Genomic DNA, 23592 nt, shown 5'->3' with positions numbered 1-23592 from the left:
TTTTAATTTTAAATAAATTTGTTCTTTAAAATAAACGCCATTGGAATTTTATCCATCCATCGAACAATCAGACATTCAGGAAATCAAAAAGTTTCAGGAGGGAAAACTTCAGGAGCTTTTAATATATCTTGAAAACAACTCGCCTTTTTATAAGAGATTATTTGAAGAAAATAATATTAACATTACTGATATTCAGACGTTAGAAGATCTTCAGAAAATTCCGACAACGACAAAAAATGATATTCAGCAGCATAATGATGATTTTTTCTGTGTAACTCCTGATCAAATTGTAGATTACAGCACGACGTCCGGTACATTAGGTGATCCTGTTACATTCGGATTGTCAGATAATGATCTGGAAAGGCTTGCATATAACGAAGCGATTTCTTTTGCCTGTGCCGGAATCCGCAAAGGTGATGTAGTGCAGATGATCACGACGATCGATAAGAGATTCATGGCCGGGCTTGCTTACTTTTTAGGGTTGCGAAAAATGGGAGCGAGCGTTGTCCGAATGGGTCCCGGAATTCCCGAACTGCAGTGGGATTCTATTTTCAGGTATCGGCCAAAATATCTGATTACCGTTCCTTCATTTTTACTAAAAATGATTGATTATGCCGAAAAACATGGGGTTGATTATAAAAATTCAAGTGTGTACGGGGCAGTCTGTATTGGGGAAAGTATCAAAAACCAGGATTTTACGGATAACATTCTTTCACAGAAAATCAAGGAAAAATGGGATATTAAATTATTCTCGACCTATGCTTCCACAGAAATGAGCACCGCTTTTACAGAGTGCGAATTTCAAATCGGCGGACATCAACACCCGGAATTGATTATCACCGAAATTCTTGACGACGAAGAAAATCCTGTAAAAGAAGGTGGAAGTGGGGAATTGACCATCACCACTTTAGGTGTAGAGGCCATTCCTTTATTAAGATTTAAAACCGGTGATATTGTAAAAGCGCATTATGAAGTTTGCCCATGCGGAAGAAATACCATGCGGCTGGGGCCTGTTGTCGGCCGAAAGCAGCAGATGATCAAATATAAAGGGACAACTTTATATCCGCCTGCGATGAACGATATCCTTAATGATTTTAATAACATTCTGTGCTATCAGATTGTTATTCAGTCGAATGAAATAGGGTTGGATGAGATTGTTATTAAACTCAGTACAGATAGTAGATCTGAAAATTTTGTCAATGAGGTAAGAGATCATTTCCGGGCTAAATTAAGAGTAAGCCCAAGAATTGAAGTTATCGATTTTGATATTTTGTCTAAAGTTGTTTTTAACCCGAACAGCAGGAAGCCAATTACTTTTATAGATTTGAGATAAATTTTAAAATTAAATTATAAACTATGAAAAAATTATTCTTACTATTTTCATTAATTATTGCTTTGGCTCTCAATGCACAGAGAATAGTAATTAAGTCTGGCAGTTTTAGCGTTTTGAAAGATCAGACGGAGGTAAATGTGGAATTTAAATTCGATAACGTACTGATGATGAAAGAAAACATTACGGAGGAGCAATATCTTGAAAACAGGAAAAAAGATGTTCTGGCAAATCCTAAAAGAGGTGAAGCGGGATGGTAAAAGTGGAATGGAGAATGGCAAAGGTATAAAAATGAGGAATATGTCAATTATTTTACGAAGGGCCTGAATAAATCTTATAAAAATATTAGCTTTAAAAAGGCCAGTCCATCATCGAAATATACCCTATTGCTGGAGACAAACTGGGTTTTTCCAGGTTGGCACGGAGGGATGGTTGTCATGACTGCAGAAATTACTGGAAAAATAAAGCTGATTGAAACCAATCATCCGTCAAACGTTTTAGCGGAGGCCGAGTTTAATAAATTCGATAAATTCGTAAATAATAAAGAAATTGTGATGGAATACGGCAGAATTGCCGGCGCATACGAGTCCCTTGGGAAATATCTGGGAAAAGAAATAAAAAACGCAGTAAAATAAAATGAAAAAGGTCTGGAAATTTCCAGACCTTTTTTATGCTTGTTGTTTTTCCGTTTTGATAAACTCTGCAAGATTCTTAATGGCTGTATCATGGATTCTTACAAATGTATTTTTCTTGTCCCATACATAGCCTGCAAGGACAGCACAGATTTTCCTCTTGACTTCAGGGTTTTCCGGCTGGTGGAAAAATAATTCCTGAAGATTTCCGGTATACCACTCTTTTACGTAGGTTGTAAAAACATTCACTCCATATAAAATATAGTCGGAATATTCTCTCTGCCAGTCTATGGTCTCGCCGTTCAATTGGCGTAAAGCCAGCTTTGCTGCCAGCATTCCGGATTCTGTGGCAAATGCCATTCCTGATGAAAATACAGGATCCAGAAACTCCGAAGCATTTCCCGTCAGGGCAAATCCGTCGCCAAATAAGCTTTTCACCGAACACGAATAGTCTTTCAAATGCCTGGGCTCAAAAAGGAAATCTACATCTCCAAAACGTTTTACATAATAGTCTGAAAGCGATATGGCTTTTTTCAAAGCTTCAGCCGTATTCCCGTTTTCAGATAATTTTTCAATATACTCCGTAGGACCTACGATTCCTACACTGGTATTCCCGTTTGAGAAAGGAATTACCCAAAGCCAGACTTCAGTTTCAATGATATCAAAAGAAATCAAAGTGCCTTCCGTTCCTTCTTCTCTGTTGATATCTTCTACATGGGCGAAAATAGCAGAATGCGGAGACAGTTTAGACGGTTTTTCCAAGTTTAATAGTCTGGGTAAAACCCTTCCATATCCGCTGGAATCAATGACAAACTTGGCGTGGATTTCTTTTGTCTCTCCGTTTTTATCTTTTACTGTGGTCACAGAATCCGTTCCGTTAAAGCGGATACCTGTCACTTCTGTTTCAAATTCAAGGTCAATTCCTTTTTTAATGACTTCCTGGGCCAGGACATTGTCAAAATCAGCCCGCGGAACCTGCCAGGTCCAGTCCCAGCCGTCTCCGAACTTGTTGCTGAAATCAAAGATGCAGACTTCATTGCCTCGTAAAAAGCGGGCCCCCAGCTTTTTCTCAAAACCCATTTTATCCAAAGCAGGGAAAAGTCCGGCTTCATCAAAATGATCCATCACTCTCGGAATTAAGCTTTCGCCTACTACCAATCTGGGAAATTTTGTTTTTTCGACAACTTTCACGTTGATATTGTTCTTCTTTAAGTATGAAGAAGATACGCATCCGGAAGGTCCTGCACCGATTACGAGAACATCAACAAATTCTTTACTCATCTTTGGTTTTTTATTTTAATAATAACTTCTATCTTTGCCGCAAAATTAATGACAATTAATTAATAATTACAAAAATTATCTTACTATTACTTTTTGATTAATGAAAATAAATAACTTTTTAGAACTGAACGACTTTAAAAAAGTCATCATTGAAAATGAGAAGATAGAACTGGATGAAACACTCTTAGCCAGAGTGGATAAAAGTTTTCAGTTTCTGAAAGAATTTTCGAAAAATAAAGTAATATATGGTGTAAACACGGGTTTTGGACCGATGGCCCAGTTCAAAATCAGCGATGAAGATACGCATCAGCTTCAGTATAATTTAATCAGGAGTCATTCTTCAGGAATCGGAAATCCTCTTCCTGCGGCAGAAGTAAAAGCTTCCATGCTGGCAAGACTGAATACCTTGTCCCTTGGAAATTCAGGGGTTCATCCTTCGGTAATTGTTTTGCTTAAAGAGTTTATAAACAGAGATATTACACCACTGATTTTTGAGCATGGTGGCGTTGGAGCCAGCGGGGACCTGGTTCAGCTGGCACATCTGGCTTTGGTTTTAATTGGTGAGGGTGAAGTATTTTATAAAGGAGAAAGGAAATCCGCCAAAGAGGTTTTTGAAATTGAGAACCTGCAGCCGATACACGTAGAGATCCGTGAAGGTCTTGCATTAATGAACGGAACTTCCGTAATGTCAGGGATTGGTATTGTCAATGCCCATAAAGCAAGCCAGTTAACGGATATTTCCATAAAACTGTCTTGTGCCATCAATGAAATTGTTCAGGCATATGATGATCATTTTTCTGAAGTTCTGAACGGAACAAAACTACATGAAGGACAGCAAAAGATTGCAGCCAGAATGCGTGAGCACTTATCTGACAGTCAGTTGATCAGAAAAAGGGCAGATCATTTATATACCCGTTTTGACGAACAGGAAAAAGTATTTAAAGAAAAGGTGCAGGAATATTATTCTCTGCGATGTGTGCCTCAGATTTTAGGGCCTGTTTTAGATACAATGGAATATGCAGAAAAGGTTTTGGAAAACGAAATCAATTCTGCAAACGATAACCCGATTATCAATGTTGAAGACCAGCATGTGTATCATGGAGGGAACTTCCATGGAGATTACATTTCTCTGGAAATGGATAAGCTGAAAATCGTAGTGACCAAATTAACCATGTTGGCGGAAAGGCAATTGAATTACCTTTTGAATGCAAAAATCAATGAGATTTTTCCGCCTTTTGTCAATTTAGGGAAGTTAGGATTTAATTTTGGGATGCAGGGCGTGCAGTTTACTGCAACTTCCACTACGGCAGAAAGCCAGATGCTGTCTAATCCGATGTATGTTCACAGTATTCCTAACAATAATGACAACCAGGATATTGTAAGCATGGGGACCAATGCAGCCGTGATCTGCAGAAAAGTCATTGAAAATGCGTTTGAAGTATTGGCGATCGAAGCCATTACCATTGCCCAGGCGATCGAATACCTGGGTTATCAGGATAAAGTTTCATCTGCAACCAAAGAACTCTATGATGAGGTCAGGAAGATCATTCCAGCTTTTTCGGATGACATGGTGATGTATCCTTATCTTCAAGAAGTGAAAAATTATTTAAAAGCTTTGTAATTATTTCATATAATAGATTGTCTTAACTAAGGTTGAGAATACTTAAAAACTAAAAACAAACAGCAACACATGAAATGTGCAATCATAACGGGTGGCTCAAGAGGTATAGGAAGAGCAATCTGTATAAAACTGGCAGAAGAGAAAAACTATCATATCTTAATTAACTATGCTTCCAATGAAGCAGCCGCACTGGAAACGTTGGCTAAAGTTAAAGAGTTGGGATCTACAGGGGAAATTCTTAAATTTGATGTAGGAAACGCAGAGGAAACCCAAAAAACATTAGCGGCATGGCAGGAAGCCCGGCCTGATTGTGTGGTTGAAGTGATTGTGAACAATGCCGGAATTACAAGGGACGGATTGTTCATGTGGATGCCGAGTGAAGACTGGAATGCAGTGATCAACACCAGTTTGAACGGGTTTTTTAATGTAACCAATTTCTTTATCCAGAAACTGCTGCGCAACAAATATGGCAGAATCATTAATATGGTTTCGGTGTCGGGAGTAAAAGGAACTGCCGGACAGACGAATTATTCTGCTGCAAAAGGTGCTTTAGTCGGAGCTACGAAAGCTTTGGCACAGGAAGTGGCAAAAAGAAACATTACAGTGAATGCTGTAGCGCCCGGGTTTATCAGGACAGATATGACTCAGGAATTCAATGAAGATGAATTAAAGGCGATGATTCCTGTCAACAGATTTGGTGAAGCAGAAGAGGTGGCTGATTTAGTTGCGTTTTTAGCCTCTAAAAAATCATCATACATTACAGGAGAAGTAATTAATATTAACGGAGGAATTTATTCGTAAAATAATATAACAATGTACCAATGTACCAATAGACCAATGTATCGGTTTACCAATAAAAACAGATCGGTTAAAAATTGTTACACTGTTATGTCGATAAATTGTTACATTTAATAAATGGAAAATAGAGTTGTCATTACCGGAATGGGAATCTATTCCTGCATCGGAACTTCTTTGGAAGAGGTGAAAAAATCTCTCTATCAGGGAAAATCCGGTATTGTTTTGATGAATGAAAGAAAAGAGTTCGGTTTCAGATCGGGGCTTACAGGCGTTGTGCCTAAACCGGATTTAAAAAATCTTCTGAACAGAAGGCAGCGTATAAGCATGGGCGAAGAAAGTGAATATGCTTACATTGCAACGCTTGACGCCTTACGGCAGGCAAATATAGACCAGGATTTTCTGGATATTCATGAAGTCGGTATTCTATATGGCAATGACAGTGTTTCCCAGGCTGTTGTAGAATCTATTGATATTGCAAGAGAGAAAAAGGATACCACTTTAATAGGTTCGGGAGCTATTTTCAAATCTATGAATTCTACTGTTACCATGAACCTCTCTACAATTTTTAAGCTGAAAGGGATCAACCTGACAATCAGTGCTGCCTGTGCAAGTGGTTCTCATTCATTGGGCTTAGCGTATATGATGATTAAAAACGGTTTCCAGGAAATGATTATCTGTGGCGGAGCGCAGGAAACCAATAAGTATTCAATGGCCAGCTTTGACGGGTTAGGCGTTTTTTCCGTTAGGGAAGATGAGCCGACAAAAGCTTCAAGGCCTTTTGATTCAGGAAGGGATGGACTGATCCCAAGCGGCGGAGCAGCCTCTTTAATTGTTGAAAGTTTGGAGTCTGCTCAGAAAAGAGGGGCAAATATTATTGCTGAAATCGTTGGCTATGGTTTTTCTTCAAACGGAGGACATATTTCCACACCCAATGTTGACGGCCCTGCTCTGGCCATGAACAGAGCATTGAACCAATCAGGCTTAAATGCAGAAGATATCGATTATATTAATGCCCATGCAACTTCTACACCGCTTGGTGATGCGAATGAAGCCAAAGCCATCTATGAAATCTTTGGCAGCAGAGTTCCGGTAAGCTCTACCAAGTCAATGACCGGACATGAATGCTGGATGGCGGGAGCCAGTGAAGTGATTTACTCGATCCTGATGATGCAGAATGATTTCGTGGCGCCGAACATCAACCTTGAAAATCCTGACGATGACGCGAAAAAGATAAATTTAGTCGCTGAAACAAAAAGTCAAAAAATTGATGTATTTTTGTCAAATTCTTTCGGATTTGGGGGAACCAATTCTGCATTAATTGTTAAAAAATTTGAATAAAAACATGGAAAGGGAAAAAATTGTTGCGGTTGTCAACGACTTTTTAATCAATGAATTTGAAGTCGATGGCGATGAAATCAGCAATGAAGCTAATTTTAAAAAGACCTTAGGTTTAGACAGCCTGGATTATATTGATATGGTGGTGGTGATCGAATCTAATTTCGGTGTAAAATTGGGAGAAGCCGATTTTAAGAATATCATTACGTTTGATGATTTCTACTCAACCATTGAAAACAAAATCACTGAAAAAAACTCATAATTATCGGTTGGATATTTACTCTCAAAAATGTAACTCTACGATAAGATAATAGTTTTAAGTGTTTTGTTATTAGGGTGTTATGATTATTAAACTATAACGATGAATAAGTGGAAAGGTAAATCTAAAGGCACCATTTTAGGATATAAAATATTTGTCTGGTGTATTAGAAATATCGGGATCCGGAGCTCATATGCGGTGCTTTACTTTGTCGCTTCCTACTATTTCTTATTCGAAAAAAAGAGTAACCGATATATTTCATATTATTTCAAAAAAAGACTGAATTATAGTGCCTGGAAGGCTAAAAAATCTGTTTTTAAAAGTTATTTTACTTTTGGTAAAGTACTTATTGATAAAACGGCTATCTCCACCGGTTTACGGGACCAATACACTTATGAATTTGACGGGATTGAAAACCTCAGAAATCTTTTAGCGGAAAAAAAAGGCGGCATCCTGATCAGCGCGCATATCGGTAATTTTGAAATTGCTGAGCATTTTTTTGCAGATATTGATTTTGATTGCCAGATTAACATGGTAACTACAGATCAGGAAATTACTGTAATAAAAGAATATCTTGAAAGTGTTTCCGTTAAAGAAAGCAACATCAAGTTTATTTATGTAAAAGATGACATGTCGCATATATTCGATATCAATGAGGCACTGTCCAAAAATGAACTTATTTGCTTTACGGGAGACCGCTATTTTGAAGGCTCAAAATTCCTGGAAGGAGATTTATTGGGAAAAATTGCAAAATTCCCGGCAGGTCCTTTCATGATCGCTTCGAGATTGGGTGTTCCGGTGGTATATGTATACGTTATGAAAGAAAGTAATCTTCATTACCATCTGTATGCAAGAGTCGCTCAAAATGTTAAGAAACGGGATGCAGCAGGACTTTTACATTCCTACACGCAAAATCTTGAGTCAATGATTAAAAAATATCCGTTTCAATGGTTCAATTATTTTGATTTTTGGGATGATTTACCTTAATTTTTCACCATTTTTGAGAAAACTAATTTTCATAAAATGATGAGAAACCGTATTTTTTTATTTCAGGTATTCATTGTCATCTTCTCCGGATTACCTTCTTATGTATTTTCGCAAAATATGAGTGTTTTGTATGAACTTACTTATAAACCTGATCCTGCGTCCGGGACACAAGCAGAAAACCAGAATTATGTACTGGATATTGTTTCCCGAAAATCCGTTTTTAGGACAGATTTTCGAAAGCAATCGGATTCTATGATTTTAAAAACAGGGCTTGGTACAGGATATAATTCAAATATCAACACCGAACTTTATTTTACAAAAGATTTAAACGGACCAAGCTACAGGAAATATTTCGTTTCCCCTTTGAGCCGGGATCGGTTCTTTATCGATATTACAGATGAACTCAAGTGGGATATTTTACCCGAAACAGCGATTATTGAGAACATAAAGTGCCAGAAAGCGGAATTTGAGTATGGCGGCAGGCATTGGATTGCATGGTTTTCGGGAGATATTGCCACTTCGGAAGGTCCCTATTATTTTCACGGGCTTCCAGGATTGATTATACAGATTGAGGATGATCATCATGATTTTCTTTTTAGAGTCATTCAAATAAAAAAAAATACTGAAAATTCTCTGTATGAAACTAAAGGGGGAAACATGATTACCTGGGAGCAATATAAGAAATTGTTACAGGATTATTTCAGTGATCCGCTTTCTTCCGTTAAGGCAAAAGGGATGAATGTGATGACGGATGATGGTAATGGCGGATATAAACCTGTGGACACAAGAGACTATATAAAAAAAATACAGGAAAGAATAGAGAAGAGTAATAATCCTGTTGAGCTCAATCAAAAAGTTGAATATAAATAATTTGATTTTATTTAATCATGACAGGAAATACCACTATTTTTTAAGTTTATCTTTCAATATTTCAAAATTCTGTATATTTTTGACGCATATCTTCCACATTGAAAAAAAATTATGACATCCTTGTAATCGGCAGCGGGCTGGGGGGGCTTGTTTCGGCTCTTATTTTGGCGAAAGAAGGCTTGAAAGTGTGTGTCTTGGAGAAAAACAATCAGTACGGAGGAAATTTACAGACCTTTTCCAGGGACAAACTGATTTTTGATACAGGTGTTCATTATCTGGGTGGGCTTTCTGAAGGGCAGAACCTTTATCGGTTTTTTTCTTATCTGGAGATTATGGATGATCTGGAACTTCAGAAAATGGATGAAGATGCTTATGATAAAATTACTTTCGGAGATGATGAAATCGAATATCCGCATGCTCAGGGGTATAAAAATTTTGTTAAACAGCTATCAGAATATTTTCCTGAAGAAAAAGAAAATTTAGAAAATTATTGCGAAGAAATTCAGCGGGTCTGCAGCCATTTTCCCAGATATCATGTAGTGGGGAAAGATACCTATCCTGAAGAGATTTTACATCTAAATACAAAGAGGCTCATCGAATCAATTACCTCGAATAAAAAGCTGCAGTCGGTATTGTTAGGATCCAATTTTTTATATGCCGGTGATTCTGAAAATACACCTTTTTATGTTCATGCTTTAACGGTGAATTCTTATATTCAGAGTGCTTATAAATGCGTCAAGGGCGGAAGCCAGATTTCAAAACTGTTAATTGGGAAACTCCGCCAATACGGAGCAGACATATATAAACATGCTGAAGTTACTGAATTTATTTTCAGTGAAAATAATTCTTTAACAGGAGTGAAAACGCAGGCAGGAACAGAATATTCTGCGGGAAAAATAATTTCAAATATAGAAATCCGCGCAGCCATCAGGCTGATTGGGGAGCAACGGCTAAAAAAATCGTTTCTTAACCGGATTTTAAGCTGGGAACCTATACCATCGTGTTTCAGCGTGTATATTGTTCTAAAACCTCAGGCTGTTCCGAATTTTAATTACAACATATACCATTATTCCAGTGAAGAAATGGTCTGGAATGCATACCGTTACGAGAGAAATTCATGGCCTGAAACTTATATGCTCTCTTCTTCCCAATCAAAGCATTATCCTGAATTTGCAGAAAGTATAACGGCAATTTCTTATATGGATTTTAGTGAAGTGAAAGAATGGGAAAGTACATTCAATACGGTTACCAATGAGAATGAAAGGGGAGAGCTGTATAATAAATTCAAAATAGAAAAAGCGGAAAAAATGATTACCGCTTTGGAAAAGAAAATCCCCGGCATCCGAAATTGCATTAAAAATATTCACACGTCTTCACCTTTATCATACCGGGATTATATAGGAAGTTTTAACGGAAATATGTACGGATATGTGAAAACTTCTGAAAATCCTCTGAAAACGATGGTTTCCCCGCGAACTAAAATTGATAACCTCTTTTTAACAGGGCAGTCTGTCAATATGCACGGGATTTTGGGCTGTACCATAGGAGCCTTTAATACCTGTGCTGAAATCTTAGGCAAGGAAGTTCTTGATGAAAGATTAACCCGCATGATTAATAAAAGCAAAAGTGAAGAACAGAGGAATTAACAGGCAATATATGATGATCTGTAAAGAATGTAGATGGACAAACATAGATTTGCAGTATCATCGGAAAGAGATCCAAAGGTTTATCCTATGCGTTTTTCTTACATTCAGCATTACATCTTGCGGCATCAGAAAATCGATACGGCATATTCCTGGGGTAAAACAATATTCTCTTGATATCCCGGTTGTCAAGACAATCAATGATTCAACATTCAGTTTTAATCAGAACTATCTGACAAAAAATAAACAGCAGCTCTGGGAATTGTATATTAAAGGAAACCCTTTGCAATTGGGGTATAATAATGGAGCACTGACCCAAGGTTTAATGCAGAAGCAGGAAGATATTTTCTTTTCAAAAGTGGAAGGTTTTGTACCTTCAAAATTCAAACAGAACTTATTGCGGAGCTTCCTGAAATGGTATAACCGAAAGATGTATCTGAATGTCCGGGAAGACTTTCAGGCCGAATTATACGGATTATCTCGGTATTCATCGGATAAATATAACTTTATTGCACCCAAATATCTCAGGAACCTGTACCTCCATGGTGCGCACGATATCGGCCATGCCATGCAGGATTTAATGGTAGTTGGCTGTACCTCTCTTGCAGTCTGGGATGAAAATACAGAAGACGGCGACCTGCTGATCGGTAGGAATTTCGATTTTTATGTAGGAGATGACTTTGCTAAAAATAAACTGATAGAATTTGTAGAACCTGAAATCGGGATTCCTTATCTTTCTGTAAGCTGGCCTGGTATGATCGGTGTGGTCTCAGGCATGAATAAAGAAGGAATAACCGTGACCATTAACGCAGGGAAATCAAAAATTCCGTTAATAGCCAAAACACCTATTTCTTTGGTGACAAGGGAAATTTTACAATTTGCCAAGAATATCGATGAAGCGATTGCTATTGCGAGAAAAAGAAAAGTCTTTGTTTCCGAATCCATTCTGGTGGGAAGCTCGAATGATAAAAATGCAGTGATTATTGAAGTGTCTCCGGATAATTTCGGAGTATATAAAGTTGAAAATACGCACCGGATTTTTTGCACAAACCATTTTCAGTCTGACGCCTACAAAGATGATAAAAGAAATAAAAAGCATATTATAGAAAGCCATTCGGAATACCGTTACGAAAAATTACAGGAGCTTTTACAGGAAAATAAAAAACTGAATCCTGAGAAAATGGCTTCGATTTTACGAGATAAATCAGGCATAAAAGGGAAAAAGATCGGCTATGGAAACGAAAAAGCAATTAATCAGCTTCTGGCACATCATGCTGTCATTTTTTCACCTCAGAAAAAGCTGGTCTGGGTTTCGTCCAGTCCATACCAGCTCGGAGAATTCGTATGCTATGATCTGAATACCATTTTTTCTGATAAAAAACATACAGATGGCGAATTTGCCAGATCCAGCCTGAATATTCCTAAAGATCCTTTTGTCGATTCTCATGAATTCATAAATTATGAAAAATATAAAAAACTGAGCACTCAGGTTGAAGATGCGATTGACAATAAAGATAACTTACTTTCAGAGGAATTTATCCATTCTTATCAATCTTTAAATCCTGATTTTTGGCTGGTGCATTATCAGATCGGGAAATATTATTTTAATAAAAAACAATATTCTAATGCGAATCTTCAATTTGAAAAAGCTTTAACAAAAGAAATTACTACCATTCCGGATAAAGAACATGTTGAAGAATACAGACAAAAAACATTAAAGAAATTAAGATAATTTTTCTGATAAATTAATTTTGTTGTTTTTGATTATCGTTTCTGAATTTTTTGTAGGATTAGATTGATGAATTCTTTGTATTTGAATATTTATATTTTCAAATTTTAATTAAACGATTGCTTTTGTTGCTTAAAATTTGGTTGCAAGCAGATTTATTATTTATATTCGTTTTTTTAAATCGAATGTGAATGAAAAAAATCTACTTATTGCTTTTATTTTGTTTTCTCTTTCTTTTTTCATGTAAAAATGATGAAAAAATAGAAAGTATTGAAACGGAAAGCTCTTTTGTTAATTTCAATATTGACGCTGTTCCCTATGCTAAATTGTCGACGTATTCATTTTTTACAGGCGAACTTAAAAATCTGAATCCTAATACGAAAGTCATTCCTTATGAACCTGCCAGTTCCCTTTTTACAGACTATGCTTTAAAGAAAAGGTTTATCTGGATGCCGGGTGGTTTAAAAGCAAGTTATGATGGAGACGATAAATCATTAAATTTTCCTGTCGGGACTGTTTTAATTAAAAACTTTTATTATAATACGATACAACCCGGAAATACCACTAAAATTATTGAAACCCGGTTAATGATTAAAAAAGCAAGCGGCTGGATCTTCGCTGAATATGTATGGAATGATGCCCAGAAAGAAGCAGAACTGATTACAGGAACTAATTTTACCAGTGGAAGTTCGAAAAACATCACATTCAAAAAAGAGAATGGTAATGTAATCAATACAGATTATAGAATCCCTTCTGAAACCGAATGTTTTGCATGTCATAAGCTTGATAACAAACCTGTTCCTATCGGTGTAAAACCTCAGAATCTGAACGGTACTTATAATTATCCGAACGGAGTTAAAAATCAGCTTCAGAAGCTGGTTGATGAGGGGTATCTCCAAAGTTATCCTGCCAATATAGCCTCTACGGTAAATTACAAAGATGCAAATAAGCCTTTGGATATCAGGCTGCGATCGTATCTGGACATCAATTGTGCCCATTGCCATCAGGAAAATGCGCGTTGCGATTACAGAGCCATCCGCCTGAGTTTCAGCCAAACCTCTGACTTATCAAAAATAGGAGTTTGCGTAATGGCTGATGAACCGCTTGATCCCTCTCTGGAAAGGATTATTACACCCGGAAATGCTTCCAAATCAATTATGCATTTCAGGCTTAATTCTATAGATGAAAATAACAGGATGCCTTTATTGGGAAGAACCATTGTTCATGATGAAGGTGTTGATCTTTTAAAGCAGTGGATCAATACATTGAACCAAAACTGTCCGTAAAATTAATAACAACCAATAAAATGAAGAAAACTCTATCGCTTTTTGCAGTTATCCTCAACATTACATGGGGAATTGCACAATTCACATGCGCCACAGCCGTTCCTTTAACCATAGGAACAGTTACTGCCCCTGCAGTATCAGGAGATCCGCCGCCTACTGGATGTAATCTGGGTGTAGCCGGAGCAAGAGGATTATGGTATAAGTATACTGCTACAGAGAATAAAACCATTAAAATAAATACTTCTTCAGCAGGACAAAATGCAGATACACGCCTTATTGTATTTACAGGAAGCTGCACAGCACTCAGTTGTCTTACTGCTAATGACGATTCTTCCGGACAATTTTCTCAGGTCATTCTTAATATGGTTGCCGGAACCACTTATTATATTGTATTCGATAATAAATATTCTTCTTTAGGCTTTAACATTACTCTTTCTGAAGTAGTGGTGGTCCCGGACCGTTTATCTTTCGTGGCACAGCCTGTGCCTGCTGCAGGAACTTTTAATAATTGTATTGTGGATATGAACGGTGATTATCTTGATGATATCGTATCCGTGGTAAGCAACACTCAGATCGTGATTTCTTATCAGCAGTCTGGCGGTGGATTTAATAATGTTACCTATACAATCCCAAATACTTCAATAACACCTTCATGGAGTATTGCTGCGGGAGATTATGATAACAATGGCTATAATGATCTTATGTACGGTTCAGGAAGCGGAATTGCTTTTGTAAAGGCAAATTCAAACGGCACCGGCTACACTTCTGAGAAAAAGCCTCAATCTTTTTTAGTTCAGAGAACCAATTTTATAGATATCAATAATGATGGTAAACTTGATGCCTTCGTTTGTGATGACAATGCTCCTAATCGATATTATATTAATGACGGAACAAATATGAACCATCATCAGGGGGGATTGGGAGACTTTCCTTCAGGCGGGAATTACGGATCTATCTGGATCGACTATGATAATGACGGTGACATGGATCTTTTCATTGCAAAATGCAGTGGCGGCGGTTCCGGTCCCGGCGGAAATATAAACGAACTGCACAGGAATAACGGAAACGGAACATTTACCAATGTTGCTGCTGCTGCCAATATCGCAAACCCCACTCAGACATGGTCTGCGGCCTGGGGAGATTTTAACAATGACGGCTGGATGGATGCTGTAGTAGGGATCAACTCTACCAGTAACGGCCTGAGCAAAGTAATGAAAAATAATGGAGACGGGACCTTTACAGATAAATCAGCAGGATCAGGTTATGACACCACAAATGCTTTAAGCAGAGAATATGTGGCCTATGATTTTGACAATGACGGGTTTCTGGATGTTTTAGGTGCAGGAAACACAATCATGTTTGGAAATGGCGACTTTACATTTACTCCCAATGCGACTGCTTATAATCTTAGTTACTCTGACCGTCCCATAGGAGATCTTAATAACGACGGATTCCTTGACATTCAGAATGGAAATAACATCATGATGAATGCAGGAAATACCAATAAATGGCTGAAGGTAACTTTAAAAGGGACTCAAAGTAACAGAAACGGAATAGGGGCAAGAGTTGAAATCTACGGCGCCTGGGGAAAACAGATCCGTGATGTACAGAGCGGAACAGGATTCGGTAATATGAGTACGATCAATACCCATTTCGGAATCGGGCAGGCAGCTGCAATCACAAAAGTTATTGTGAGGTGGCCTTCAGGTTTGGTTGATATCATCAACAATGTAACACCCAACACTACGTTAAATGTTGTAGAAGGATCATTTCTAAATACACGGGAAGTTCAGAATTCTCACGAGATATTCACCATTTATCCAAATCCGGCTGATGATATAATCAGTTTTAAAACAACATCAGATTTTATTCCTGTTGAGGCTAAAGTGTATGAAACAAGCGGCAGACTGGTTTTACAATCTAAAGTTGAAAGAAGTGAGCTGTCAATCAAAGAATTAAAAACTGGAAATTATCTTCTGGTGCTAACAGATAAAAATGGGAAAAACTATTCTCAGAAAATGACGAAGAAATAATTCAACGCAAATAATAACAATTAATATGCTGCAGAGCCGGGAGGCTTTGCAGTTTTATGTTACACTAATTATTATCAGGGTTCAGTTTATTTAAAAAAAGAAAGGTAGCAATACCCGAAACGGCGGATAATGTTGTTGCGAGTATAAAACTTCCGATTATATATTGCAAAAGGTTGTTCTTTATCAGTTCAAAATTAAGCTCCTGACTGAAGATATTGCTTTCATTTGAAACAAAAGGCGATCCTAAAAATAAGGATGCCGCGATAATAAGAGGAATAAACGGAGGGAGGCTTACATTGGATGCCACGAAAGCAAGAACCTTATTCAGCTTGAAAAGAACGGATAAGGAAATGGTAAGAAGCGTATGAAATCCCCAGAAAGGAGAAAATCCGATAAATACACCAAGCGCAATAGAAAATGCCTTGGTACGGTTGCTTCCGTCACTTTCCAGAACATCTTCTTTAATGAATCTTTTAAAACTCTTTTTCCTGAAATTATTAATGAAATTTCTTGGAATGATATACAGCAATGTAATCGTCACCAAAGTGGTATTCAGGATACTGATTCGGGTAAAATCTCTGAAAGGCCGGAAATGTGAAACCCTTTCTGCAGGATCATACAAAACCTTAATCGGAACATTTTTTACAACCACATGCCGCCAAGCTGTCCGTACGATGATTTCAATTTCAAATTCAAATTTCGGGGTAAAATATTTTTTGGGAATTTTATGGAGAGGATATAATCTGTAACCGGATTGGGTATCTTCAAGCCTGATCCCTGTTTCAAACCAAAACCAGAAATTAGAAAATCGGTTTCCGAAACTGCTCTTCTTCGGAATGCCTTCCTGTGACATATTCCGGTTGCCGATCAGTAAAACCTCTTCCTTTTCATATTGTAAAGCTTCTGTAAAAACAGGGATATCATCCGGATAATGCTGTCCGTCTGAATCAATCGTGAGTGCGTAATTGTATCCTAAATCCTCAGCTTTCCTGAAACCTGTTTTCAGGCCATTACCTTTTCCTTTGTTTTCAGGAAGATTAATGACAGTAATCTGAGGATAATGATTTAAAATCTCCAGCGTGGAATCTGTAGAGCCATCGTTTACTACGATGATATTGGCAGTATATTCCAATACCCCATCAATAACCCTTTGCAGGGTTTTTTCATTATTGTAAGTAGGAATCAGAACACAGATTTTCTTTTCAGAAATCGCATGTTGAACTTCAGAAAGGGTCATCAGTTTATTTTAATATTGCTTTTTCAGCTTCCGTCATGGTTTTAGACTGAGCAGCAAACTTTTTAATATAGTTCTTAAGAGCAGCGTTTTGTTTTCCGTAATTAGAAAGTATATAAGCTTTATCTTCTTTAAGGCTTCCACGATACCCTACAATTTTAGGGATGTTTTCCTGAACGCTCAGCCTTATGATCCTGAGTTCTACATCCAGCGGATGAGATTTGATGAGGCTTTCCAGACTTGTAGCTCCGGATTTTACCAGTGCCTTTCTGTTGTTCTTGGTAATTTTTGCTTCCATAATCTTTGCAGCAGCTTTGTATCCCTGTGTTACAGCGTCGGAACCGGAAGCTTTTTCTGCTGTACTGATGAAGGCCTCTGTATTGGCATTGGATACGTTAGCTTTGGCGTAGCTGTTCCTCAGAGATTCAAGACCCGATTGAAAGAACAGAATAAAAGCAGTCAAAAATGAAAATATAAGCTTCATGATGATGTTTTTTGGTAGTTAACTGACATTTTTAATGCAATAGTCCCGCCAAAAGAAGTTGTATTTTTTACCTTAACATAATCTTCATCTTCGTTAATATCCAGTTGAAGCTTCAGTTCAGGAGTTTCATAAGGATTAATGATGGCCATGAATTTTACATTTGAAGCAGATATTAAAAACAATTTTTTACCGGTAAATTCTTCTGTCAGTTCCTTTACGATCTGCATCATGCAAACTCCCGGTGTTACCGGATTTCCCGGAAAATGGCCTTTGAAAATGTCATGGTCTTTGTTTAACAATATCTGAGCAGTGAAACTTCCGTTTTCAATCTGTTCATAAGCTTGTAAAGTATAAAAATCCGTAAGAATGGTCTTCATAAAATTATTTTTTCATATTAAATGTGTAATAAACACCTGCCTGGAATGTAACATTCGTGTGATCGTTATAAATATGTACGAATCCTTTTTTAATCCGGGCCTCTACCCCGATATTTTTTGTGATGTCATATCCTGTCCCTAATAAAATACCCAAATCGGCTTCAGTAGTAAAATCAATATTTTTATGATCAGTTAACAATTCAAGAGTCGGTCCGAAATGAATATTAAATTTGTCAAAATAAAATTTATTTACCATTGCTGCACCAATATAAGATACGGTTACCGTCTTCGATGGAACAGAAGACTCCTGACTCTCAAATCTGGCTCCCTGGCGCGAATAATAAAGTTCAGGCTGCAATGCATAGATTTTAGCAAATCGTATATTGCCTTGAAAACCGATATATAAATCTACTTTGGACTTTACATCGAACGTATTATAACCGTAGTAATAATAATGATTGGAATCTGTGTAATTCCATGCCTGATGAGCGGGTCCATCAGAGAAATGAGAGATGTTGGCTCCAATTCTGATTCCCGGGTTGAACGTTACCTGAGCAAAAGACAATCCTGAAATCATAATTGCTAGTAAAGAAATGATTTTTTTCATGTAAAATTTATTCGTTTTCAGTTATCTGAAGAGTTGTATATTTTATTTTTAAGTATTTACTGAAGACTTAAACTGTCCGCGAAGATATGTTTTTTTGAAAGGAAAAGAAAATTGTTATCTGTTAATGGAATAACGTTATTTATTAAAATGGAATGTGTAATAGGCGCCGACCTGAATAACAGTATTGGAATTTCCCAACAGGAAAGAAGAATCTTCATGATCAAGCATGGAGACGAAGCCTTTTTTTATCCTGGCTTCAAACCCCAGGTTTTTAGACAAATCATATCCCAAACCTCCCGTGAAACCCAAATCCAGTCCCGAATTATTCTTGCCGACAGATAAATCGAGAAACGGACCTGCAAGTATATTAAAATTTTGGATATATAATTTATTCGTCAACTGTAACCCAATAAAATTATACTGCAGTCTTTTTCGCGGCATTGCTCCATTTTCTGTCGTGTACTGCAGACTTGTACCCTGTCTTGAATAATTGACTTCTGGTTGTAAAGCATAATGCTTTGAAAACCTTATATTTGCCTCTAATCCGAGATAAAAGTCAGTCACTGTTCTTAAATCTGTATGGGTTACTTTTTCCGGGTTGCCATCTTCGTATATATAAAAATTTTCATTTTTTCCACCCGTGAAATTTGAAAAGTTGATGCCTGTTCTTATTCCCGGATTACAGGTAACCTGGGCCATTGAAACCCCTGAGATCATGATCAGAAGGGGGAAAATAATTTTTTTCATGTAAAATTTATTCGTTTTCGGTTATCTGAAACAGTTTTATATTGATTTTGAAATCTTTATGTTGAAGATTAAGGCTGTCTGCAAAATTATTTTTTTTAGCCTCAAAAGTAAAATCGATTTTTTCCTTCTTGTTTTTCGTATAAATGATTTGTTTTAACAAACCGTTTTCTTTGTTAAAAAATAAATAATAGGCTTTCTTATCAATTTTTAACAGATAAATCTTTGAATTTTGATTTTCAAAACTTTCGGTTACGGAATAGGTCTGTTTTAACAGTTGTTGGAAATCATCTTTTAGAAAATTGATAACTATTTTTTTATCCAGATCGGGAAGGACATAATTAAGCTTAAAATCAGTCTCTGAAATTTCAAAATCAATTAACTTATTTCCGAAATCAGAAGTTAAAACAACACGATGCGTTGTTTCATTTATTTTTTTTATGATCAGGATTCCGCTTACATGATTCTGATAAATATCCATCTGACATTTATAAACATAATCTTCATGGGAAGAAAAGTACCTGTTTTCAACTGTTTTTTCAGCAGTAGAAACCGGTTGTGCATCTGTAAGCGAATAGGTTTTGCAGGAAAGACAAAACAGAAGAACAAGACTATAAGCTAAATTCTGAAGCAGCAATCGGCGCATTGATCTTTGTATTTTTAAAAACAATATTCGTCGTGTCTCCTGAAGCTTCCGTCATATTTACCTGAGAAACCGTAGACTGCCCTTTAGGAAAACTCAATTCAATTTGCTTGATATATTTCAGCAGCTGAGCAGACTTGGGGATGAATTTTGCGATGTTAAAATTTGCACTCTTCTGATAAGTCACAGAAAATTCAGGATCGTTGAACATCTGTCCGTTGGAGCTGCCTACAATCAGCTTATTGATTTTTTCAAACGTTTTGCTTTTGGCATCAACAGAAGATTTCTTCCCCTGGTCGTTGATGAATATTTTGTTGTCTTTAAACACAATGCTGTACTGGTAAGGCCTGGTATATCTCCAGCTCAGCATACTAGGTGTTTTCAAAGACATTTTTCCATACGTGACAATGTTTTTATCCAGGAAATCCATTTTTTTGGTTTGGGTAAAATCGCTTTGCAGGGTTTTTATTGCTTTTGTTTCCGAAGAAACTTTGGTTACAAATGCTTTTGCTTCAGCCGCTGACATGGCTGTATTTTGTGACAAGAATAAACCTGAAATCAACAAAAATGCTCCAAGTGAACAATTTTTAATCATTATTTTGTTTTTTTATCATTTATTGGATCAACTGTAAAAGTTGAATAGCTTTTATCTTTCAAAAATAGCAATAAATCTTTCAGAACGTTATATGTTTTTTCTGAAGTATCATGAAGCAGAATAATGCTTCCTTTTTTTATATTGCGGACTACATTTCTGTAAATTCTTTTCTCGTCTTGTATTACGGTATCTAAAGAACGGACGTTCCAGCCGATGCTTACTTTATGGGTTCTCTTTATTGCTCTGGCGATGTTCGGATTGGTAACGCCAAAAGGAGGCCGGTATAAATCAGTCTTGATATTTCCCGTTTTGAATAGGATTTCATCACACTTTTGAATTTCTTCAGCCATTTTTGAAGCGGATAAAAATCCGGTATTATCGGAATGGGAAAAGGTGTGATTTCCAATGGTATGGCCTTCAGCAATGATTCTTTTAAAGATTTCGGGATATGTTTCAACCTGTTTACCGATACAGAAAAAAGTCGCTTTTATTTGGTTTTCTTTTAATAGATCTAAAAATTTCGGAGTAAATTCTGTGGGACCGTCATCAAAAGTCAGGGCCACTTCTTTAATTTTTGTTCTTTTACGGATAATGCTGTTGACAAAATATCCTAATGTTATATCAAAGGAGCCCCAAATGACAACTGAAGAAAATAGTAAAAAACAAAATAAATACACCCATAAGCTTCCATGAAACACGTAAATGAGAACGTTACAAAAAAGATAAAATAATATAAATAAGTAATGTTTCATCTTTTATTCTTAAATCTCAGGGTTTATTTTGAATGAATTTTGTTTAATTAAATCAGATTTTTTCAAGCAAAACCAAACTATGATCATTTCCGCCAAGATGATTGTACAAAATGATATGACGAATGCTGTCTTTTTTAACATCATTAATCATCATCACTTCCGGAATCTCTTGTTTTTTCAGAATATGACAGGCCATGAATGTTGAAAAGCCACTTGCGGTATTAAATTCTCCGCTCAGGTGTTTATAATACAACATCGCTGAATTTTTAAATAAATCCAATGCTTTGACGTAATACATATCTGATTTTTCATCGCCGCTACATCCTAAAATACATGCATCAATATCCTGGGCTGACAAATTATTTTTGGTTAAAAAATCTTCAATAAACCGTTGAGTTTCTTCTAAATCTAACCTGTTACTGATTTTTATATCTTTCAGCTGGGCATAAGAGCTTGCCGTTTTATGTTTGCTTACAACAAAAAAGCTTGACCCTTCACCCCAAGTAACACCTTCTGTAGTTGAGTTCATATAATCTACGGGAAGGTTTTCTTCTTTTTTAATGGTATTGTTGAGTTTATACAATTCCATTGTCCGATCTGTCTGTTCATCGGTTGAGCCTACTAAAACATGGTTTGCTTCACCGTCATTGATTTGCAATTTTGAATCCAGCAATGAAAATTCGAGGGAGGAAGAAGGATTGACATACGTGAAATTATATGCATGGCACTGCAGGCCCAGAGCAATTTGCCCTGCCACGGTATTATGAGTGGATTGAATAAAAAAAGTAGGAGTCAGAAATTCTTCGTGGTTGTCGATCACATTTTTTAAGAACTTCTCCGAATCCTGTGAACAGCCCATTCCGGTGCCGACAATAATAGCGTCGGGATTTTCGATTCCTGCTTCCTGTAAAGCATATTTTGAAGCTACTGAGCTCATCTTTACAGTCTTGGACATTCTCCTGCTCATGGCAGGAGGAATAAACTCTTTGTAATTGGGCTCGATTGCTTTTAAAACCTGAACTGAGTTCTCTGATTTTAAATTCTGGAAAAAATCTTCATTTAAAGTATCCTGAACCGAAATACAGGCTGCACTGTTGATGTAAACCCCGCTCATGATTTTGAGAAAATTAAAGTTGAACAGTTTCCTCCGAATCCAAATGAATTGGATAGAACATGATTGATGTTTTTTTCTTTCAGTTCAGTAACAGGTGTCAGGTCAAATTCCTGCATTTTTGTTTTAAAGTTCAGGTTTGGGAAAATAAGATTATTCTGCATAGCCAGCAATGAATACACTGCTTCAATTCCTGCTGCTGCAGCCAGAGTATGACCTGTGAAAGCCTTTGTAGAACTGAATTCCGGAACTTTATCTTCCCCGAATATTCTGATCATAGCAATTCCTTCCGAAAGATCATTATTTGGAGTTGCCGTTCCGTGAACGTTGATATAGTCGATCTTTTCTTTATCTAAACCTGAAACTTTCAAAGCTTTCTCCATAGCTAAATAAGCGCCTTGTCCGTTTTCCGAAGAAGCCGTCTGATGATGTGCATCATTGGCATTTCCGTAACCCGACAGATAACCTAAAACTTTTTTGTTTCCTTTTTTTACACATTCATCGGATTCCAGGACAATATAAGCAGCTGCTTCGCCCAGATTCAACCCTTTTCTGTCATTATCAAACGGTGTATTGTAAGAATCGGTAAGAATCATCAATGTATTAAAGCCATTCAACGTAAATTTTGAAAGAGAATCTGTTCCGCCTACAATCACCCTGTCCAAAACTCCGTTTTTAATAAGTTTTGCTCCCATCATAATAGCGTTTGCTGCTGAAGAGCAAGCCGTACTGATGGTAGAAACCATACCTTTTAAGCCAAGATAATCTGCGATGAGCAGGGATGAGTTTCCGGCATCATGAGCATCAATATACTTTTGTTTCTCAGGAAAATCTTCGTAAGAATAGAAATACTTTTCGGTGACGTCCATTCCACCTACACTGGTAGAAGAGATTAAGCCTGTTGTATATTCATTTAGGTCTGAAATACCGGCATTTTCTACAGCTTCTTTTGCGGCCGTTATTCCTAATAATACAGTTCTGGTGGCATTATTATCTTCAGGTAGCTGAAGTTTCCTAACCAGTTCTTCATTAGACCATTTGATCTCGCCGGTTTTAATATTTCCTTGATGCCGGGTTTCAAATAATTCAATGTCCGAAATACCATGTCTCCCGGTTTTTAATGCGTTCAGGTTTTCTCCCACGTTATTCCCGATGGAAGAAATGATACCCATTCCCGTAATGGCAATTTTTTGATTCATTTTTTAATAATGTACCAATATACCAATTTACAGTGTAACAAT

The 23592-nt window shown here is 36.9% G+C and carries 24 protein-coding genes; 13 read left to right on the top strand and 11 right to left on the bottom strand.

Features of this window, described 5'->3' with window-relative positions:
- The first annotated feature begins 40 nt into the window (after window positions 1–40).
- From MKJ01_RS11905 to MKJ01_RS11895, 3 genes are all read left to right on the top strand, one after another.
- Entirely contained in the window at window positions 41–1333 is a 1293-nt protein-coding gene (locus MKJ01_RS11905) for a phenylacetate--CoA ligase family protein (protein WP_241614228.1), read from the top strand.
- 23 nt (window positions 1334–1356) lie between these two features.
- Window positions 1357–1590, top strand: a complete 234-nt coding sequence (locus MKJ01_RS11900; protein WP_241614229.1) for a hypothetical protein — start codon at window positions 1357–1359, stop codon at window positions 1588–1590.
- Window positions 1591–1716: 126 nt separating this feature from the next.
- Window positions 1717–1965, top strand: a complete 249-nt coding sequence (locus MKJ01_RS11895; RefSeq protein WP_241614230.1) for a hypothetical protein — start codon at window positions 1717–1719, stop codon at window positions 1963–1965.
- A gap of 33 nt (window positions 1966–1998) precedes the next feature.
- On the opposite strand, the gene MKJ01_RS11890 is transcribed toward MKJ01_RS11895, so the two are convergent.
- Window positions 1999–3243 (bottom strand): NAD(P)/FAD-dependent oxidoreductase, encoded by a 1245-nt coding sequence (locus tag MKJ01_RS11890; RefSeq protein WP_241614231.1) that lies wholly within the window; start codon window positions 3241–3243, stop codon window positions 1999–2001.
- A 100-nt stretch (window positions 3244–3343) separates the two neighbouring features.
- Here MKJ01_RS11890 and hutH point away from each other — a divergent pair, with 100 nt between their 5' ends.
- The 10 genes from hutH (at window position 3344) to MKJ01_RS11840 (ending at window position 15804) form a co-directional block, all read left to right on the top strand.
- Window positions 3344–4864: a histidine ammonia-lyase gene (hutH, locus tag MKJ01_RS11885; RefSeq protein ID WP_241614232.1), complete on the top strand. Its 1521-nt coding sequence runs from the start codon at window positions 3344–3346 to the stop codon at window positions 4862–4864.
- A 69-nt stretch (window positions 4865–4933) separates the two neighbouring features.
- The gene (fabG, locus tag MKJ01_RS11880; RefSeq protein WP_241614233.1) at window positions 4934–5665 is read left to right on the top strand and encodes a 3-oxoacyl-ACP reductase FabG; all 732 of its coding nucleotides are present in this window, start codon (window positions 4934–4936) and stop codon (window positions 5663–5665) included.
- Window positions 5666–5779: 114 nt separating this feature from the next.
- Window positions 5780–7000 (top strand): beta-ketoacyl synthase, encoded by a 1221-nt coding sequence (locus MKJ01_RS11875; protein ID WP_241614234.1) that lies wholly within the window; start codon window positions 5780–5782, stop codon window positions 6998–7000.
- Between the two features lie 4 nt (window positions 7001–7004).
- Entirely contained in the window at window positions 7005–7259 is a 255-nt protein-coding gene (locus MKJ01_RS11870) for an acyl carrier protein (protein ID WP_241614235.1), read from the top strand.
- Between the two features lie 99 nt (window positions 7260–7358).
- Complete coding sequence (locus MKJ01_RS11865; RefSeq protein ID WP_241614236.1) at window positions 7359–8243, top strand: hypothetical protein; 885 nt, start codon at window positions 7359–7361, stop codon at window positions 8241–8243.
- Between the two features lie 36 nt (window positions 8244–8279).
- Window positions 8280–9113 (top strand): GLPGLI family protein, encoded by an 834-nt coding sequence (locus tag MKJ01_RS11860; protein WP_241614237.1) that lies wholly within the window; start codon window positions 8280–8282, stop codon window positions 9111–9113.
- A 98-nt stretch (window positions 9114–9211) separates the two neighbouring features.
- Window positions 9212–10759: an NAD(P)/FAD-dependent oxidoreductase gene (locus MKJ01_RS11855; protein ID WP_241614238.1), complete on the top strand. Its 1548-nt coding sequence runs from the start codon at window positions 9212–9214 to the stop codon at window positions 10757–10759.
- A complete protein-coding gene (locus tag MKJ01_RS11850; protein WP_241614239.1) occupies window positions 10740–12488 on the top strand; it encodes a C45 family peptidase in 1749 nt (582 codons plus the stop codon). The genes MKJ01_RS11855 and MKJ01_RS11850 overlap by 20 nt, the downstream gene beginning before the upstream one ends.
- Before the next feature lie 188 nt (window positions 12489–12676).
- Window positions 12677–13771, top strand: a complete 1095-nt coding sequence (locus MKJ01_RS11845) for a hypothetical protein (protein ID WP_241614240.1) — start codon at window positions 12677–12679, stop codon at window positions 13769–13771.
- Window positions 13772–13791: 20 nt separating this feature from the next.
- Window positions 13792–15804: an FG-GAP-like repeat-containing protein gene (locus MKJ01_RS11840; RefSeq protein WP_241614241.1), complete on the top strand. Its 2013-nt coding sequence runs from the start codon at window positions 13792–13794 to the stop codon at window positions 15802–15804.
- Between the two features lie 64 nt (window positions 15805–15868).
- Here the strand turns inward: MKJ01_RS11840 and MKJ01_RS11835 are convergent, their stop codons facing one another.
- The 10 genes from MKJ01_RS11835 to MKJ01_RS11790 form a co-directional block, all read right to left on the bottom strand.
- Window positions 15869–17041, bottom strand: coding sequence for a DUF2062 domain-containing protein (locus MKJ01_RS11835; protein ID WP_241614242.1), 1173 nt, complete (start codon window positions 17039–17041; stop codon window positions 15869–15871).
- Window positions 17042–17045: 4 nt separating this feature from the next.
- Complete coding sequence (locus MKJ01_RS11830; protein WP_241614243.1) at window positions 17046–17522, bottom strand: hypothetical protein; 477 nt, start codon at window positions 17520–17522, stop codon at window positions 17046–17048.
- Entirely contained in the window at window positions 17519–17899 is a 381-nt protein-coding gene (locus MKJ01_RS11825; RefSeq protein ID WP_241614244.1) for a hypothetical protein, read from the bottom strand. Before MKJ01_RS11825 ends, MKJ01_RS11830 begins: the two co-directional genes overlap by 4 nt.
- A gap of 4 nt (window positions 17900–17903) precedes the next feature.
- Window positions 17904–18506, bottom strand: coding sequence for an outer membrane beta-barrel protein (locus MKJ01_RS11820; RefSeq protein WP_241614245.1), 603 nt, complete (start codon window positions 18504–18506; stop codon window positions 17904–17906).
- Between the two features lie 135 nt (window positions 18507–18641).
- Window positions 18642–19253 (bottom strand): outer membrane beta-barrel protein, encoded by a 612-nt coding sequence (locus MKJ01_RS11815; RefSeq protein ID WP_241614246.1) that lies wholly within the window; start codon window positions 19251–19253, stop codon window positions 18642–18644.
- Between the two features lie 7 nt (window positions 19254–19260).
- A complete protein-coding gene (locus tag MKJ01_RS11810) occupies window positions 19261–19896 on the bottom strand; it encodes a hypothetical protein (protein ID WP_241614247.1) in 636 nt (211 codons plus the stop codon).
- Window positions 19862–20488: an outer membrane lipoprotein carrier protein LolA gene (locus MKJ01_RS11805; RefSeq protein WP_241614248.1), complete on the bottom strand. Its 627-nt coding sequence runs from the start codon at window positions 20486–20488 to the stop codon at window positions 19862–19864. Before MKJ01_RS11805 ends, MKJ01_RS11810 begins: the two co-directional genes overlap by 35 nt.
- Entirely contained in the window at window positions 20488–21240 is a 753-nt protein-coding gene (locus MKJ01_RS11800) for a polysaccharide deacetylase family protein (RefSeq protein ID WP_241614249.1), read from the bottom strand. Before MKJ01_RS11800 ends, MKJ01_RS11805 begins: the two co-directional genes overlap by 1 nt.
- A 52-nt stretch (window positions 21241–21292) precedes the next feature.
- Window positions 21293–22354, bottom strand: coding sequence for a beta-ketoacyl synthase N-terminal-like domain-containing protein (locus tag MKJ01_RS11795; protein ID WP_241614250.1), 1062 nt, complete (start codon window positions 22352–22354; stop codon window positions 21293–21295).
- On the bottom strand, window positions 22351–23550 hold the full coding sequence (locus MKJ01_RS11790) for a beta-ketoacyl-[acyl-carrier-protein] synthase family protein (protein WP_241614251.1): 1200 nt from the start codon (window positions 23548–23550) through the stop codon (window positions 22351–22353). The genes MKJ01_RS11795 and MKJ01_RS11790 overlap by 4 nt, the downstream gene beginning before the upstream one ends.
- Window positions 23551–23592: the final 42 nt, after the last annotated feature.

The organism is Chryseobacterium sp. SSA4.19 (genome assembly GCF_022601875.1).
Lineage (GTDB): Bacteria > Bacteroidota > Bacteroidia > Flavobacteriales > Weeksellaceae > Chryseobacterium.
The sequence above is the reverse complement of the archived record's forward strand: the minus strand, read 5'-3'. Positions and strand labels throughout refer to the sequence as shown.

Excerpts from the sequence above, each read along its gene's own strand:
- MKJ01_RS11900 (WP_241614229.1), top strand. The coding sequence starts at position 1,357 with ATGAAAAAATTATTCTTACTATTTTCATTAATTATTGCTTTGGCTCTC.
- MKJ01_RS11890 (WP_241614231.1), bottom strand. The coding sequence starts at position 3,243 with ATGAGTAAAGAATTTGTTGATGTTCTCGTAATCGGTGCAGGACCTTCC.
- hutH (WP_241614232.1), top strand. The coding sequence starts at position 3,344 with ATGAAAATAAATAACTTTTTAGAACTGAACGACTTTAAAAAAGTCATC.
- fabG (WP_241614233.1), top strand. The coding sequence starts at position 4,934 with ATGAAATGTGCAATCATAACGGGTGGCTCAAGAGGTATAGGAAGAGCA.
- MKJ01_RS11875 (WP_241614234.1), top strand. The coding sequence starts at position 5,780 with ATGGAAAATAGAGTTGTCATTACCGGAATGGGAATCTATTCCTGCATC.
- MKJ01_RS11870 (WP_241614235.1), top strand. The coding sequence starts at position 7,005 with ATGGAAAGGGAAAAAATTGTTGCGGTTGTCAACGACTTTTTAATCAAT.
- MKJ01_RS11865 (WP_241614236.1), top strand. The coding sequence starts at position 7,359 with ATGAATAAGTGGAAAGGTAAATCTAAAGGCACCATTTTAGGATATAAA.
- MKJ01_RS11860 (WP_241614237.1), top strand. The coding sequence starts at position 8,280 with ATGATGAGAAACCGTATTTTTTTATTTCAGGTATTCATTGTCATCTTC.
- MKJ01_RS11845 (WP_241614240.1), top strand. The coding sequence starts at position 12,677 with ATGAAAAAAATCTACTTATTGCTTTTATTTTGTTTTCTCTTTCTTTTT.
- MKJ01_RS11840 (WP_241614241.1), top strand. The coding sequence starts at position 13,792 with ATGAAGAAAACTCTATCGCTTTTTGCAGTTATCCTCAACATTACATGG.
- MKJ01_RS11835 (WP_241614242.1), bottom strand. The coding sequence starts at position 17,041 with ATGACCCTTTCTGAAGTTCAACATGCGATTTCTGAAAAGAAAATCTGT.
- MKJ01_RS11830 (WP_241614243.1), bottom strand. The coding sequence starts at position 17,522 with ATGAAGCTTATATTTTCATTTTTGACTGCTTTTATTCTGTTCTTTCAA.
- MKJ01_RS11825 (WP_241614244.1), bottom strand. The coding sequence starts at position 17,899 with ATGAAGACCATTCTTACGGATTTTTATACTTTACAAGCTTATGAACAG.
- MKJ01_RS11820 (WP_241614245.1), bottom strand. The coding sequence starts at position 18,506 with ATGAAAAAAATCATTTCTTTACTAGCAATTATGATTTCAGGATTGTCT.
- MKJ01_RS11815 (WP_241614246.1), bottom strand. The coding sequence starts at position 19,253 with ATGAAAAAAATTATTTTCCCCCTTCTGATCATGATCTCAGGGGTTTCA.
- MKJ01_RS11810 (WP_241614247.1), bottom strand. The coding sequence starts at position 19,896 with ATGCGCCGATTGCTGCTTCAGAATTTAGCTTATAGTCTTGTTCTTCTG.
- MKJ01_RS11805 (WP_241614248.1), bottom strand. The coding sequence starts at position 20,488 with ATGATTAAAAATTGTTCACTTGGAGCATTTTTGTTGATTTCAGGTTTA.
- MKJ01_RS11800 (WP_241614249.1), bottom strand. The coding sequence starts at position 21,240 with ATGAAACATTACTTATTTATATTATTTTATCTTTTTTGTAACGTTCTC.
- MKJ01_RS11795 (WP_241614250.1), bottom strand. The coding sequence starts at position 22,354 with ATGAGCGGGGTTTACATCAACAGTGCAGCCTGTATTTCGGTTCAGGAT.
- MKJ01_RS11790 (WP_241614251.1), bottom strand. The coding sequence starts at position 23,550 with ATGAATCAAAAAATTGCCATTACGGGAATGGGTATCATTTCTTCCATC.